Origin of the sequence: Arthrobacter sp. LAR12-1-1.1 (assembly GCF_040676555.1) — a bacterium.
Lineage (GTDB): Bacteria > Actinomycetota > Actinomycetes > Actinomycetales > Micrococcaceae > Arthrobacter.
Genome location: NZ_JBEGIG010000005.1, coordinates 72,529 through 86,983 on the forward strand (window position 1 = coordinate 72,529; position 14,455 = coordinate 86,983).

13 protein-coding genes are annotated in these 14,455 nt (G+C 66.6%); 6 read left to right on the top strand and 7 right to left on the bottom strand.

Annotated elements, in window-relative coordinates; translation table 11 throughout:
- Positions 1 to 17 precede the first annotated feature (17 nt).
- The gene (locus MRBLAR12_RS06060) at positions 18 to 1,280 is read right to left on the bottom strand and encodes an ROK family protein (RefSeq protein ID WP_364744353.1); all 1,263 of its coding nucleotides are present in this window, start codon (positions 1,278 to 1,280) and stop codon (positions 18 to 20) included.
- Between the two features lie 107 nt (positions 1,281 to 1,387).
- Here MRBLAR12_RS06060 and MRBLAR12_RS06065 point away from each other — a divergent pair, with 107 nt between their 5' ends.
- The 6 genes from MRBLAR12_RS06065 to MRBLAR12_RS06090 all read left to right on the top strand — a co-directional run bounded on the left by MRBLAR12_RS06065 (position 1,388) and on the right by MRBLAR12_RS06090 (position 8,377).
- Complete coding sequence (locus tag MRBLAR12_RS06065; RefSeq protein WP_364744356.1) at positions 1,388 to 2,428, top strand: Gfo/Idh/MocA family protein; 1,041 nt, start codon at positions 1,388 to 1,390, stop codon at positions 2,426 to 2,428.
- Positions 2,425 to 3,222: a hypothetical protein gene (locus MRBLAR12_RS06070; RefSeq protein ID WP_364744359.1), complete on the top strand. Its 798-nt coding sequence runs from the start codon at positions 2,425 to 2,427 to the stop codon at positions 3,220 to 3,222. The genes MRBLAR12_RS06065 and MRBLAR12_RS06070 overlap by 4 nt, the downstream gene beginning before the upstream one ends.
- A gap of 187 nt (positions 3,223 to 3,409) precedes the next feature.
- On the top strand, positions 3,410 to 4,891 hold the full coding sequence (locus MRBLAR12_RS06075; RefSeq protein WP_364744362.1) for an MFS transporter: 1,482 nt from the start codon (positions 3,410 to 3,412) through the stop codon (positions 4,889 to 4,891).
- Positions 4,892 to 4,907: 16 nt separating this feature from the next.
- The gene (locus tag MRBLAR12_RS06080; RefSeq protein ID WP_364744365.1) at positions 4,908 to 6,485 is read left to right on the top strand and encodes a GMC oxidoreductase; all 1,578 of its coding nucleotides are present in this window, start codon (positions 4,908 to 4,910) and stop codon (positions 6,483 to 6,485) included.
- A 74-nt stretch (positions 6,486 to 6,559) separates the two neighbouring features.
- Positions 6,560 to 7,522, top strand: coding sequence for a LysR family transcriptional regulator (locus MRBLAR12_RS06085; protein WP_364744368.1), 963 nt, complete (start codon positions 6,560 to 6,562; stop codon positions 7,520 to 7,522).
- A gap of 72 nt (positions 7,523 to 7,594) precedes the next feature.
- Positions 7,595 to 8,377, top strand: a complete 783-nt coding sequence (locus MRBLAR12_RS06090) for an SDR family NAD(P)-dependent oxidoreductase (protein WP_364744371.1) — start codon at positions 7,595 to 7,597, stop codon at positions 8,375 to 8,377.
- Between the two features lie 18 nt (positions 8,378 to 8,395).
- On the opposite strand, the gene MRBLAR12_RS06095 is transcribed toward MRBLAR12_RS06090, so the two are convergent.
- The 6 genes from MRBLAR12_RS06095 to MRBLAR12_RS06120 all read right to left on the bottom strand — a co-directional run bounded on the left by MRBLAR12_RS06095 (position 8,396) and on the right by MRBLAR12_RS06120 (position 14,453).
- The gene (locus tag MRBLAR12_RS06095) at positions 8,396 to 9,169 is read right to left on the bottom strand and encodes an SDR family NAD(P)-dependent oxidoreductase (RefSeq protein ID WP_229992059.1); all 774 of its coding nucleotides are present in this window, start codon (positions 9,167 to 9,169) and stop codon (positions 8,396 to 8,398) included.
- Between the two features lies 1 nt (position 9,170).
- On the bottom strand, positions 9,171 to 10,169 hold the full coding sequence (locus tag MRBLAR12_RS06100; protein ID WP_229992058.1) for a fumarylacetoacetate hydrolase family protein: 999 nt from the start codon (positions 10,167 to 10,169) through the stop codon (positions 9,171 to 9,173).
- Between the two features lie 11 nt (positions 10,170 to 10,180).
- Entirely contained in the window at positions 10,181 to 11,254 is a 1,074-nt protein-coding gene (locus tag MRBLAR12_RS06105; RefSeq protein WP_364744375.1) for an amidohydrolase family protein, read from the bottom strand.
- On the bottom strand, positions 11,251 to 12,375 hold the full coding sequence (locus MRBLAR12_RS06110; RefSeq protein ID WP_364744378.1) for an FAD-dependent monooxygenase: 1,125 nt from the start codon (positions 12,373 to 12,375) through the stop codon (positions 11,251 to 11,253). The genes MRBLAR12_RS06105 and MRBLAR12_RS06110 overlap by 4 nt, the downstream gene beginning before the upstream one ends.
- A gap of 75 nt (positions 12,376 to 12,450) precedes the next feature.
- On the bottom strand, positions 12,451 to 13,494 hold the full coding sequence (locus tag MRBLAR12_RS06115) for a cyclase family protein (RefSeq protein WP_364744380.1): 1,044 nt from the start codon (positions 13,492 to 13,494) through the stop codon (positions 12,451 to 12,453).
- The gene (locus MRBLAR12_RS06120; RefSeq protein ID WP_364744382.1) at positions 13,491 to 14,453 is read right to left on the bottom strand and encodes a fumarylacetoacetate hydrolase family protein; all 963 of its coding nucleotides are present in this window, start codon (positions 14,451 to 14,453) and stop codon (positions 13,491 to 13,493) included. The genes MRBLAR12_RS06115 and MRBLAR12_RS06120 overlap by 4 nt, the downstream gene beginning before the upstream one ends.
- Between the last annotated feature and the right edge of the window lie 2 nt (positions 14,454 to 14,455).

Genomic DNA, 14,455 nt, shown 5'->3' on the forward strand with positions numbered 1-14,455 from the left:
AGGCCACGCAGTGGACTCTAAGCGGGAACAGCGGCCCGTTCCGGTGAGGGCCTGCCGTCAGCAAACCAGCGCGGGAAGGTGACATCGAACAGCTGCTCGCGGGCCAGTTCAGCTCCTCCGCGCAGGGGTTCGCGCTCATCGTTGACGGACAAGGTGATGGTGAGGTCGCGGGTGGCGAGCGGCAGGGACAGTTCATAGACCCGCTGGCGCACTTCGGCCAGGAATACCTCGCCGGCCGATCCCATGGCCCCGCCGATGACGATGATTCCGGGGTTGAACATGTTCACCAGGGCTGCAATGGTTTCACCCGCTACCCGGGCCGACTTTTGAATCAGTGTGATGGCCAGCGGGTCCCCGGCCTGGGCCGCGAGAGTGATCTCCTCGAGGGTCAGTGTCCCCTTTTTTACCAGCGGAGCCAGGGAGCTGTGGGTGCCTTCCGTGACAGCCTGTTCCGCGTCCCTGACCAGGGCCCAACCGCTGGCCACCGCTTCGAGACAGCCGATCTTGCCGCAGCGGCATTGGGCATGGGAGTCGGAAACCCGGACATGGCCGATGTCGCCGGCCGCGCCGTTGGCACCGCGGTGGATCCTGCCCTGGGACAGCAGGCCGGCACCGATGCCCGAACCGATCTTGCAATAGATGAGGTTCGCAAGGGATTCGCGACGCCGGGCGCGCTCACCAAGGGCAAGCAGGTTGACGTCGTTATCCACCCACACCGGTGCGTTAAAGCGGTCCTCGAAGGGCGTGCGGACATCGAATCCATTCCACCCGGGCATGATCGGAGGTGCCACCGGTTGTCCCGTGGCGAAGTCAACCGGGCCGGGGAGGCCCACCACCACACCCCAGACGGGCACTTGGTGATCCTTTTTCAGCACGTCGTCAACGAGGGCCATCACTGCGTCAATGGTCTTCTCGGGGCCCTGGGCGATATCCCAGGTGCGGTGCGTGTGTTCCAGGATGTCGCCGTCAAGGGCAGTGACGCCAACCCTTATATGAGCGGCTCCGAGGGCACATATAACGATCCGTCCCTGCTCCGCGCGGAAGCGCAGGGTCCGGGGCGCACGGCCCCCGGAGGAGGCGCCGAATTCTCCATCCCCGAGAAAGCCGATCTCAATGGCCTGATCCACGCGCTGGCTGACAACGCCCCTGCCCAGCCCAGTGACCTTGCCGATTTCAGGGCGCGTTGTTGCCTCGCCCGTTCGCACCAGGTTGACGATCCTCAGCAGGCTCGTCACTTCATCCGTTTGTGCTCCAAAGCGGAGTGTGGACTCTGTCGTCATGATCACAATTCTCACACATAGGAGGGGACTAAGGTGGGGTTGAACGCGACTATAGCCGGATATTTCCGCACTTATGAATAATAAGGACAAAAGAGGGGGAGGCGACGATGCCTTGGAATATAGGAGTTCTTGGAGCCGGGCCGGGCGTCGCGGCCCTGCATTTGCCGGTGCTGGGGCGGCTGGCGGAGCTGTTCAAGGTGGTGCACATTGCCGATGCGGGAAGTGGGCGCGCCCAGGGCCTGGCCGAAAGGCTTGGTGCCCGGTGGTCAGTGGGGGAGGCGGACCTGCTTGCGGACCCGGCAGTCCACCTGGTGGCCATATGCAGCCCGCCCGCTGAACATGCCCGCCAAATCCTGGCGGCTGTAGCCGCGGGGAAGCCTGCCATCTTTTGCGAGAAGCCGTTGGCCACCAGTACGGAGGAGGCCGATGAAGTCATCTCTGCCTGCCGGCTCGCAGGAACGGTCCTTCTGGTGGGGACGAACCACCTGTTTGACGCCGCGTGGGGGCGGGCCAGGCATCATCTTGTGGCCCTCGCGGGCCGGGTACAGGCGATCTCCGTGACGCTGGCGCTCCCGCCGAATGACAGGTACCACCGGCTGGTCGCCGAGGGTGGTCCTTTCCAGGCCGCCCGGCGGGGACGCCTGGACCTCGGCAGTCCTGCAGTTGCGGCCGGAGTCCTGCGGCAGTTGCTGACGGGTCTTGCGATCCATGATCTTCCGGCCGTGAGGGACATCGCGCCAGGCGTCGATGAGGTTGTCTACGCGCGGGTCGCTCCGCCGATCGGCTACCTTGTGGGGTACCGGGCCGGCGGAGTCATGGTCCAGTTGGCGCTTGCCATGCTTCCGGAGGGGCCGGACGCCCTCTGGAGGATGGGTATCGCCACCTCCCACGACCGCATCGAGGTGAATTTCCCGCCCGCCTTTGTCCATGCCGGAAGCGCGGCCGCCCGGGTGCGGAGCGCGGACGGGCAGTGGACGGAGTACCGGCGGGATCCGGAAGACGGGTATGTGGCCGAGTGGCGCCTGCTTGCGTCACTCCTTGAAGGCGGGGCCCCTGTGGAGTACGACGAACTGCTGGCTGACTCGCACTTTGCAATCGACCTGGCCGAGGCTGCCGCAGCGAAAGTTCTTGAAGGGGTGTCGCAATGAGTTCAGCAGATCTTGGGCGCGGCATCTTCACGGCGTTACCCTCCTATGTCGCCGCCGTCGCCGAGCTGTCCGTCAGCGCTGCGCTCACCGATGACATCAGTGGGGCGGTGGCTGTGGTGCCTGGATCCGGCGATTGGTGGCAGGGCATGCTGGCCGCCCGGGCCGGGGGAGCGGCAGCAGTGGTGATTGCGGACCCTGCTGTGCTCCCGCAGGAGGCGCTTGAATCACGCCCCTGGCCAGCTGACATCCCGGTCATCGTTGAGCGTCCCCGGCTGCGCCCGGATGTGGTTGCCGACGGGGTCCGGGCCAGACGAGGCAGGCCGGCCCGGATGGTCACCGTTGAGGGCGCTGCCCCCGCGGCAGGTCTTGAAGGGGTAATCCGCGACGGCTTGGGCTGGGCGCGGTCACTGGTCCGGGGCCCGTTGACGCTCCAGGTGTGCAGTGCCACGGCGCAAGCCAGGATTGCTCTGCTGGATTCAGAGGGATCCGCGGGCGGGGCAATACCCGTCACCTTGGGGGCGACGGCGGCAGCGGGCCTTCACTCCGACGGCCTGCTCCAGGTGCTGGCCCTCGGCGAGGTGCGAACTGAAGTCACCGTGGACCGGCAGGCCGGCCTGACGCGGCTGGAGACGTCCACCGAGGACGGGACACTGAGGGCTCCGGAGCGCTATGAATCATCAGCCCGTCTGGCGCTGCGCCGGGCCATCGAGGCGCAGTCTTCGGGTCAGCCCGGAACGGAACTGGATGAGCTGCTCGAGGACATGTCCCTCACGCGCGCAGTGCTTGCTACATAAAGGGACGCCCGCCACCGGCGTCTAATTCACGCATTCTTTTGTTGCTTTCCAACTAAAGTCGGGTAACATGAGTAACGGCGCCGGGGTTCCTTCCGAACCCGTTCTCCGTCGTGATGGTGCGCCGGAGGCACAATACGTCGCGTCGACGGCCCGATCGTTCGGGTAGATCACTATGCCACTTTCACCTTTGAGACTCCGTCTCCTTGTTATCTCCTTGCTCACGGTTTCCTTCCTCGGGGCCCTGGACCACACCGTGGTGTCGACATCCCTGGCCACGGTTGCGGGTGAGCTGGGCGCGCTGAAGCTCATGAGCTGGGTTGTTGTGGGATACACCCTCGCGAGCACAGTGCTGCTGCCGGTGCTCGGCAAACTAGGTGATGTCCTGGGAGCCCGCCGGATCTTCCTCGGTTCGCTGGTGATGTTCCTGGCGGCCTCCCTGGCCTGCGGCTTCTCGCAGGACATGGCATGGCTTATCGCCGCACGCGTCCTGCAGGGGATGAGCTCCGCGGGCCTGCAGCTGATGTCGCAGACCATCATCGCCAGGGTCACCTCGCAGCGGGAACGTCCGCGCTACATGGCCATCATTGGCGCAGCTTTCCCCATCGCGGTCCTGGTTGGCCCCGTTCTCGGCGGCGCCATCACCGATTACTGGGGCTGGCAGTGGGTCTTCTGGATCAACATCCCGGTGGGCGCTGCAGCCCTGGCCCTTGCCCTGGTTGCCGTTCCCCATCTGGAGCCTGGCCCCATGCCCCGCCACTTCGATGTTGCCGGGGCGGCTGTATTTACCGCTGCACTGGTGGCCCTTGTCCTCGCCGCCACCTGGGCCGCAGAACGCAGCGCGGGCCCCGCCACCGCTGCCGCGCTCGCGGTCAGCATGCTGGGCTTTGTTGCCTTCTACTTTATTGAGCGCCGGGCACCCGAACCCATCGTCCCCCTGCATTTCTTCGCCAACCGGACCATCGCTGCAGGCACCGCACTCTCGGCGATTATCGGCGTGGGCCTCTTCTCCATCACCGCCTATTTGCCCACGTACGTCCAAATGGCGTACCAGACCACCGCCACCGTGTCCGGGCTCGTGCCGATCGCAACCGTGTTCGGCATGCTGACCAGCAACCTGCTGACCGGATGGCTGGCCAGCAGGACGGGGCGGTACCGGATCTTCCCCATCCTGGGAACATCGTTGGGGGCCGCCGGACTATTTGTGATGGCGGTGCTGCCCGCCGGGCTTCCGCTGTGGGTTCCCATGATCGTTATGGCCGTTGTTGGGATGGGCACCGGCGCGTTCATGAGCCTGATCGTCACTGTGGTCCAGGGAGCTGCTCCGGCCAGCCAGACCGGCACCATCACCGCGACGATCAACCTGGTGCGGCAGGTGGGATCAACAGTGGCGACGGCGATTATCGGCGGGGTGATCGGCTTCGGCGTGGCGGCCCTTTTGCCGGCAGGCCTGGACGCTTCCACCCTGACCCCGCAACTGGTCCAAGGGGCCCCGCCGGCAGTCCAGGCCAGCGTGGCTCAGATCTACGCCTCAGTCTTCACACCCATCTTTATTGCCTTGGCGGCCACGTACGCCGTGGGAATAGTCGCGGCGGTCCTGCTCCCGCACGGGCGCCTCTCCGACGAAACCGTTCCCGCCCCCCAAACAACTTCCGAATCCCTTTCGGCCTGATTTCAAAGGAGACATCATGTCCAACCCAACCATCGCCATCGTCGGCAGCGGGCCCATCGGCTCCACCTATGCGCGGGTGCTCCTCGAGCAGGTCCCGAACGCGCGGGTGGTGATGTTCGAAGCCGGACCGCAGGTGACGGAGGTTCCCGGCGAAAGCGTCCGCAACATTGCCGACCCTGGCGAAAAGGCCCGTGCGCGCGAAATGTCGCAGGGGCCGCAGGCCGGCGCCTACCGTGAGTCGCTCGGCATCCCGGCAGCCACAGTCACCGAGGGAATGTTCACCGCCCGCCAGGGCACCCACCTTCTCGACTTCGGCGGCACGGGCTCCGCCCACGCCTCGAGTTTTCCCGCGGCGGCTGCGGCCACCAACGTCGGCGGCCAGGGTGCGCACTGGACCTGCGCCACGCCGTCGCCCGCCTTCAGTGAAAAAATCCCCTTCATAGCGGACGACGAATGGGACGGGCTGATTGAGGACGCGAAGCAGCTGCTGCACGTCCACAGCGCAGCGTTTGCCGACTCCGCCGTTGGTGAGGCCATTCGGACCCTCCTCGATGAAGAATTCGGCGCGGAGCTGCCGGATGGGTACGGCGTGGGCACCCTTCCGGTTGCCGGGGACCCGCAAGCGGACGGCACCGTGCGCTGGGCGGGGGCCGACGTCGTCCTCGGCCCGCTCGTCGACAAGGACAGCCCGCTCTCGAAGCAGTTCGAACTCCGTGACCTCACCCTGGTCCGCCGCGTGGAACTGGACGGACACCGGGTCACCGGTGTCACCGTCGAGGACCTCCGCACCGGGGAGAAGTCATTCGTGGCAGCGGACATCGTGGTGGTGGCCGCCGATGCCTTCCGCTCCCCGCAGCTCCTCTGGGCATCCGGTGTGCGGCCGCAGGCCCTTGGCCACTACCTGACCGAGCATCCCGTGGTCATCTCCACGGTGGCGCTGGACGTCGAAAGGATGGGGCGGTACGCCACCGAAGAGGACCTTCAGGCCGAGCTGGCCCGGCGCGCACTGAACCCGGCAGACCCCGTCGCTGCGGTCAACCGCATCCCGTTCTCAGAGCCGGAACACCCTTTCTCCGTCCAGGTGATGTACACCGAGACCACGCCGTTCCCGATGGAGCCGGGAACCCCGTACTCCGAGAACCGCTGGGGCTACGTCAACATGGGCTACGGCATGCGCAAGCACCCGCGCTACGAGGATGCCGTCACGTTCGACGACAATGAGCCGGACTACCGGGGATTCCCCAACATGACCATCGAGTACGCGCTCACAGAACGGGAAGACGCGGAAATCGCCGAGGCAACCGAGCGGCTGCGGCGTGCCGGCAAGGCCCTTGGCGCCTTCGTTGCCGAGCCCCGGCTCATGCCGAACGGCTCGAGCCTGCACTACCAGGGCACCATGCGCATGGGTGAAACCGACGACGGCGCCTCTGTGGCGGATCCGTGGTCGCGCGTGTGGGGCTACAACAACCTGGTGGTGGGCGGAAATGCGCTCATTCCGACGGCAACGGCCATGAATCCCACGCTGATGAGCGTGGCCATCGCCGTTCGCGGCGCCCGGAAGGTTGCCGAGGAGCTTAGTTCGCAGATTGCCTAGGTCAGCTGCTCGTTGGGCTCAGACGCCCGCCGGCTGTGGCTGGGCTGACGTTGAGGCACGGATAACCTGTGGGTATGAAGAACCTGGACCTCAACCTGCTGCCCCAGCTGCAGGTCCTGTTGGAACTGCGGAACATCTCCCGGGCAGCCGAGAGGCTCCAGCTCAGCCAGCCGGCCACCAGCGCCGCAATGGCCAGGCTCCGGCGCCATTTCGACGACGAACTCCTGGTGCGGAACGGCCGCACCTATGACCTCACGCCCTTCGCACAGTCCCTGGTCCCGCTGGTTGATGAAGCAATGCTTCACATCCAGCGGGCCACGCGCGTGCGGTCCGGCTTCGACGCCGGCACGAGCGAGCGGGAGTTCATTATCGCCGCCTCGGACTACGCGGCGGCCCTGATCGTGGGGCCGCTGCGGGGGATCCTGCGCGAGGAGGCCCCCGGAGTGTCGGTGGATTTCGTTCCCACAGCCAAGTCCGGGATCCAGGGCCAGATGGCTGACTACTCAAAAATCGACCTGCTCGTCGGGCCCACGGGGTACCAGATGCAGGGAGCCAGCAAGCAGCTGTTCCGGGACAGCTTTGTTGCTGTGGCTGACACCGGAAATCCCCTGCTCCAGCAGCCCCGGCTCACTGTGGAGGACCTGGCCACTGTTCCCCACGCCGTCGGCTATTTCGGTGAGGGAATCAGCACCCCGGCGGACAAGCTGTTCGAATCGCGAGGTATTCAGCGCCGAGTGGCGGCTGTGGTGGCCGGGTTCCTGTCTCTGCCACTCCTGGTGGAAGGGACAGACCTCGTGGCGCTCGTCCCCGGGATGCTGGCAGCACGGGCCCAACGCGGCGCGGATATTGTTGTGCTGGGGTTCTCCGAAGGCGCTGAAGCGTCCCTCGTGGAAGCGATGTACTGGCACCCGTCCCAGGCGGAGGACCCTGCCAGCGTCTGGCTGCGTTCCGTGGTCCAGCGGGCCTGTTCGCGGCTGCACGAACTTTTCCCCATCACCGCCCACCCGGTAACTATCCACGCGGCAGATACCACCTAGAGCTAAAGCGCCGTTCCCCATCCGGACCATCCCTGCGAGAGTCGAAGAAACGCACTTTCGAAAGGAATCCCCATGCCTGTCTCCAGCCAGCGCCTGGCCGGCAAGACCGCCGTCATCACCGGAACGGCCAGCGGCCAGGGCAGGGCGGCGGCGCTCGCCTTCGCCGAGGCGGGCGCCGTGGTGGTGGGCTGTGACATGGACGACGACGGCGCCGCGGCCACCGTCCGCCAGGTCACCGCAGCCGGGGGCCGGATGAGCAGCAGCCGGGTTGACCTCACGGACGAGGCCGCTGTGGCGGCATGGGCGAAGGACGTAGCCGCAAACCACGGCCAGGTCCACATCCTGTATGCCAACGCGGCGGTCACCCGCTTCGCCCCGGTGGAGCAGCTCACGTTTGCCGACTGGAAGTGGAATGTCGAACACGAGATGGATGTGGTGTTCCTGCCGGTCAAATACTTCTGGCCACAACTGATCCGGGTGCAGAACGCCGCCATCGTGCTGGTGGGATCCACGGCAGGAGTTACCGGTTCAATGACTAACGGCCGGCTGGCCCACACCGCCACGAAAGGGGCCGTGGTGGCCATGACCAGGCAGCTCGCGGCCGAAGGGGCTCCGTATGGACTGCGCGTCAATACTGTCAGCCCCGGAATGATCCGCACCGCAGCCACCGAGGGCAACCTCCTGGCCGCCGACCACCCCATGCGGTCCATCGCCGGCAGCATCCCGTTGGGCCGGATCGGCACGCCGGAAGAAGTGGCCAAATGCGCGCTGTTCCTAGCCTCCGACGAAGCGTCCTACGTGACGGGCGCCAACCTGATGGTCGACGGCGGCTGGTCGGCCGTGCTGCCGGGCTAGTTGAAATCGTGCACCGCGTCAGCGCATGGCGTCGGAGACAGACTTTGCTCCGCCGTGGCCTGACTGGCCGCCGTCCACCGGTATCTCGGCACCGGTCACGAAGGACGAGAGCGGGCTGAGGAGGAACAGCACGACGCCGGCCACTTCCTCCACGCTTCCAGTGCGCCCCAGCGGAGTCTCTGCCAGGGTGGCCTGCCTGAATTCCGGCTTAGCGCTCGCCGTCATGGGCGTTTCGATGAAGCCCGGATGGACAGTGTTAATGCGGATCCCCCGCGGGCCGAGTTCCATGGCGGCCACCTGCGAGAGTCCCCGCAACGCCCACTTGCTGGCGGTGTAGGCCACCGGATAGTGCGCGGTCAGGCCTGCGACGGAACCGACATTGACGATGGATGCGGCACTGCCCATCAGCGGTGCGAGCGCCTGGATCCCCAGCAGGCTTCCGGCGACATTGACTTCATAGACGCGCTGCAGGTCAGCCACCGAGGCATCCAGCAACCGGCTCCGCTGGGTGATGCCTGCATTGTTGACCAGCCCGTCCACCTGCCACCCATGGGACTCGATCCAGGAAGCGAGTTCGGACCAGCCGGAGGCATCGCTGACGTCCAGCTGCCGGTACACCAGCGCACCGGCCGAAGACGATGACACGGCCAGCTCGGCTGGCATGGTCAGCGCGAGGTCTGTGGCGATGACACGGGCCCCGGCCTCCACCAGCATGCGCGCCTCGGCAGCGCCCTGGCCCTGGCCCGCGCCGGTGACCACCACAGTCCGGCCATCGAGCTGAAGGGAGACCACCCTACGTCCCGGAAGGAACCGTAAAGGCCACCCGGTTGCGCGGACGCTGCCGGGCACGCACGCGGGTCGCGGAGTTACGGCGTTCACCAACCGTGTTCACGATAGTCCCGATGCCTTCCACCGTCATGCGGACCACGTCTCCCGTCTTCAGCGGCGGGGGAGTCTTCGCGCCGTTCCGTCCCCAGAGCTCCGCGAGGCAGCCGCTGCCGCAGGTGCCGGAGCCCAGCACGTCGCCGGGCCGCACCACGGAGTCCTGCGAGGCGTAGGCGACGAGCTCGGCGAACGGCCAGCCCATGTTGGACAGCAGGTCCTGCCCGATGGCTTCCCCGTTGACTTCCACGGCCATGGAGATCGGCAGGAACCCTTCGGCGTCGTGCAGGTCCTCGAACTCATCCGCGGTGACAATCCAGGGTCCCAGCGTGTTGGCGAAGTCCTTGCCCTTGCACGGCCCCAGGCTGACTTTCATCTCCCGGCGCTGCAAGTCCCGCGCCGACCAGTCGTTGAGCACCGTGTAGCCCAAAATGTGCCTGTGCGCCTCAGCTGCGGTCAGGTTCCGGCCGTCGCTTCCGGGGACGCGTCCGACGACGGCGGCGACTTCAGTTTCAAAGTCCAGGTCCTCGCAGCCCGCCGGAATACCAATCACCTCGCCGGTACCGGTCACCGTATGCGGGTTGGTGAAGTAAAAGGTGGGCGCCTCGTACCATTCGGGCACCACGCCGGCCACGCCATCGATGCTCTTCCGCACGCCTTCGACGTGTTCCTCGAACGCGACAAAGTCCCGGATGGTGGTTGGCGCCAGTGGGGCGAGCAGCTGCACGGCGGCCAGCGGAACGGCCGGGCCAGAACCGATGGTCCGGCGGGCAACATCCAGCGTTTCTTCGAGCCCGGCGTCCAAGAGCATCTGGACCGTCTGGCCTGCGGGGAGGGCGTAGCAGTTACCGCTGTCAACGAAGCCGGACTGCGTCCGGCCGTCGTGGTTCCAGCGTGCGATCTTGGCCATGAAATTCTTCCTTAGGCTGTGCGGCGGTCGGCGAGGACTGAAGCGGGCGTAATGCCCAGGGCAGCCGCGTTGCCAGCCAGCACCCTGGCCTCGTCCTCGGCGGAAAGCTGTGACTCGATTACCTCGGCCGCGGGGCGGTCGGAGCCCATGTCGAACGGGTAGTCCGAGCCGAGCAGCACCTGCCCCGGGCCAGCGGCGGCCACGAGCGCCCGCAGTTCAGCCGGGTTGTGGACCAGCGAATCGAAGTACAGCTTCTTCAGATACGACGACGGCGGCTGGGCGCAGCCGTGTGCCTCCGGCCGGACGCGCCAGGCATGGTCGGAGCGGCCAAGGCTGGTGGGCAGGTAGCCGCCGCCGTGGGCGGCGAGGACTTTCAGGTCGGGGTGACGGTCCAGGATCCCGCTGAAGATCAGGTGGGAGAGAGCCACCGCGTTTTCCGCGGGCTGGGAGACGGTGTTGGCGAGGTAGAAGCGGTCCAGCCGCTCGTCCAGCGAGCAGCCGAACGGGTGCAGGAAGACCAGGGCACCCAGCTCCTCGGCCCGGCGCCAGAACGGTTCCAGCCTGGCGTCGGAAAGCTCAACGGTGCTGCGCTCCGGGTCTGCGGGGGTGGCGGCGAACGAGCCGATTTCCACGCCTAACAACCCGCACTCCAGGACGGCGTGTTCCAGGGCTTCCACCATCAGGGCGGGGTGCTGCAGCGGGACCAGGCCCAGGCCGTTGAGCCGTTCCGGGGCGCGGTCCACGAACTCCCGCACCGCCTGGTTGGCGGCCTTGGCAACCTGCAGGGCCAGCTCTTCCGCGGCGAAATAGTAGTAGTGTGACGGCGACGGCGAGACCAGCTGCACGTCCACACCTTGGGCGTCCATGTCCGCAAGACGGCGGTCCAGGTCCGTCAGCTGCGGCCAGCGCTCCTTGATCATCTTTCCCGAAGCGGCCATCGACTCTGGTCCGTTGCGCCGGACTTCCAGGGTCTGTTGAGCGCCGAAGCCCTCGGGATCAGCTTCGGCCACCAATTGCTGCAGGGCCGGAAGCAGGATGTGGGCGTGGACGTCCACGGTGGGTTTTTCAGCGGGGCCGGTGCTCATGCGGGCTCCCTAACCAAGCTGGAGACTGAATGCATGAGGCCCGGGACGTTGGCGTCCCGGACGCCGTCGAGCATCCACTGGCCCAGCTGGACGGAGGCGTCCACCACTGCTTTTGCCCGGTCCAGGCGGCGGTCGGTGAACTCTTTCCAGAGTGTCTCGGTAATGTCGTGGGCGCCGATCAGGAGATCGGCCAGCACGGCTGCGTCTTCCATTGCCATGGCAGCACCTTGCGCAATGGTTGGCGGGCAGCTGTGGGCGGCGTCGCCGATGATGACGGTGCGGCCGCGGTTCCACGGCCCGTCCACCAGGTGGGTCGTGAACCAGGTGTAGTTGATACGGGCGCTCTGGTCCAGGTTGGCGCGGATCTCGTTCCATGGGCCGCCGTAGGCGGCGGCGAGTTCGGCCATAATGCGGGGGCCGTCCACGTGCTTGCGCTCCTGCGCTCTTTCCACGAGGTAGGCATAGATGGTGTCGGGGCCGGTGGGGCAGTAGCCGGCAATAAAGCAAGGCCCGCCGTACGTCAGGTCGGTGCGGACCACGTCCTGCGGCCGTTCCACGAACGCGCGCCAGATGCCCATGCCCGTGGACCGGGGTTCACTATCGATGCCGATGGCCTTGCGGACAGCTGAGTGCAGGCCGTCGGCGCCGATCAGGAGGTCGTAGCGGGCGGTGCCGCCGTCGGCGGTGCTCACGGTGACGGAACCGCCGTCGTCCGTTATTTCGGTGACCGTCTTGCCGTAGCTGATCCGTGCGCCTGCCTGCTCGGCACGCTCGCGGAGGATGGCGGTGAGGTCGGGGCGGTACATGCCCAGGGTGGCCGGGAGGTCATCGCCGCCGGTCCGCATGTCATCCAACACGGCGATGACGGTGCCGGCGGGGTCCGGGGCGCGCAGGCCGAGGGTGCTGAACGCATAGCCCTTCGCCTCGATTTGCTCCCAGACGCCAAGCTGGCGGAGGACCCGTAGGGCGTTCCCCTGCAATGTGATTCCAGAGCCAAGGGTTTGCGGGGCATCGGCCTTCTCGAGGATTTCAACCTGGATTCCGGCGTCGGCCAGCAGGATGGCGGCGGTCAGTCCCGCGGCTCCCGCCCCGACGATTCCGACGTTCTGTACTGCTGCCATCGCTGACTCCTTTGTATTGACGGCGTAACTGATGATGGTTGTGGTGCTGTGGTACTGAAAGCTACCGGACGGTGATTACCGGAGGGCGATCGGGTTGACGGGCGATCCGACGGCGCCGGTAATGGGCAGGGGCGCCGCGGTGAGCAGGAAGTCGTACCTGCCGTCTGCCGCGCAAGCCTCCGCGAGGCCGTCCGGGTCCCACATTTCGCCGAGGAACAGCCCGAGGTTGGGGATGGCGATCTGGTGGAGGGGCTGGAAGGCGCCGTCGAACTCGTTGGGCCGGACCTCGAAACCCCAGGTGTCGGTGGCGATCCCCGCGATTTCACTGCGGTGAAGCCAGGGTGCGGTGCTGAAGGACAGCCCGGGAGCCGCGCCGCCGGCGTAGTCGCCCCAGCCGTCGCGGCGCACCCGGGTGTGCTGTCCGGTGCGGACCACCAGGATGTCGCCCCGGCCAACCTTTGAGCTGGGGCCCTGCAGGTCGATGGTCCGCTGGAGGTGTTCGGGGGTGATCGCGAAACCGTCCGGCAGCTCGCCGTCGTTCCTTCCCAGTTCGGGTCCGAGCGCACGGCCGACGTCCAGCAGGACGCCGCGGGTGACGATCTTGGCCGCAGCCGTTTCGATGCCGGTCACCAGATCACCTTCAGAGGTGACCACGTCCCCTGCCGCCCGGCCGTTCCAGGCCTTGCCCTGGTCGAAGATGTGGCCGAGGCCGTCCCACTGGGTGGAGCACTGCAGCGGCATGGCGATGACGTCGTCCGCGCCGCCGAAGCCGTGCGGGAAGCCCTGGTTGCCCCGTTCTGCGTCCACGCCGGTGTCGGTCATGGTGTGGACAGGGTTGGTGCGGCGCCGCCAGCCCTTCTGCGGTCCGTTGGTATCGAACGGCTGGGACAGCGAGAAGGCCTCGCCCGTCTTCACAAGGGCTGCTGCTTCGATGCGCTTGGCCGCATCGATGAAGTTCAAGGTTCCCAGAACGTCATCGTCACCCCAACGGCCCCAGTTGTTGTGGGCCTCGGCCATAGCGCGGATGCTGCCGAGCGGATCGTCACGCCGGATGACCGGGGAATCGGTGGCTGATTCCCCGGTGCCGGTGGTGATTGGTGCTGTGTCCTGGCTGGTCACTGCTGGCTGCCTTCAGTTACAACTTCGTCCTTGCAGTGGATGAGCTGGGTGCCCAGGCCCGTAATAGTGCCCTCCATGACGTCGCCGTCCTGGAGCAGCCGTCCCCAGTGCTGTCCGTTGCCGGCGGGGCTTCCGGTGAGCACCAGGTCTCCCGGGCGCAGCGGCATGATCTGGGAGGCCTCGCTGATCAGCTTGGCGACACCGAAAACCATGTCCTGCGTGGACTCGTCCTGCATGGCCTTGCCGTTGAGCTTCAGCGTGACCTGGACGTCCTGCGGGTCGCCGAAGAACTTGGCGGGTACCAGCAGCGGTCCGGTGGGCAGGAAGCCGGGGGCGTTCTTGGCGCGGTACCAGTCCGAGCCGATCGCCGGCATGTCCTTGCGGAACACGTACTCACGGGTTGTGATGTCGTTGACCATGGTGTAGCCGAAGACGTAGTCCAGGGCTTCCTCGGGGGTGACCCGGAACGCCGTCCTGCCGATCACCGCCGCCAGTTCCAGCTCCCAGTCATGGGACTTGGAGTAGGCAGGCAGGGTGAGGTCGTCCGTTGCTGAGGCGATCGCCGTCGGGAGCCCGATGAAGAAGTACGGCGTGCCCTGGCCTGCGCGCTTGTCCATCATCGCGGCGGTCCGGTCCCGGACTTCGTCCTCGTCCTGGCCGGGTTCGCGGTGGGCTGCAGCGAGGTCGATGACGTGCTTGCGGTAGTTGGCGCCGGTCTGAAGGACCTGGACAGGCTCTACCGGGGCGAGGACCTCGATGTCGGCCATCGCCAGGCCGGTTTCCTCACCGGCCGATGCGGCGATGGCGTCCAGCCGGCTCTCGGTGGTGTCCCAGTGCTCGATCAGGGCGTTGATCTCCCCATCCAGCGGCAGGACGCGGTCGCCGACCAGCAGGCCCGCGCGGGCCTTGCTGTCACCGGTCTCCTGGAACCGGATGAGTGCATATTGTGTTTCGGCCATGG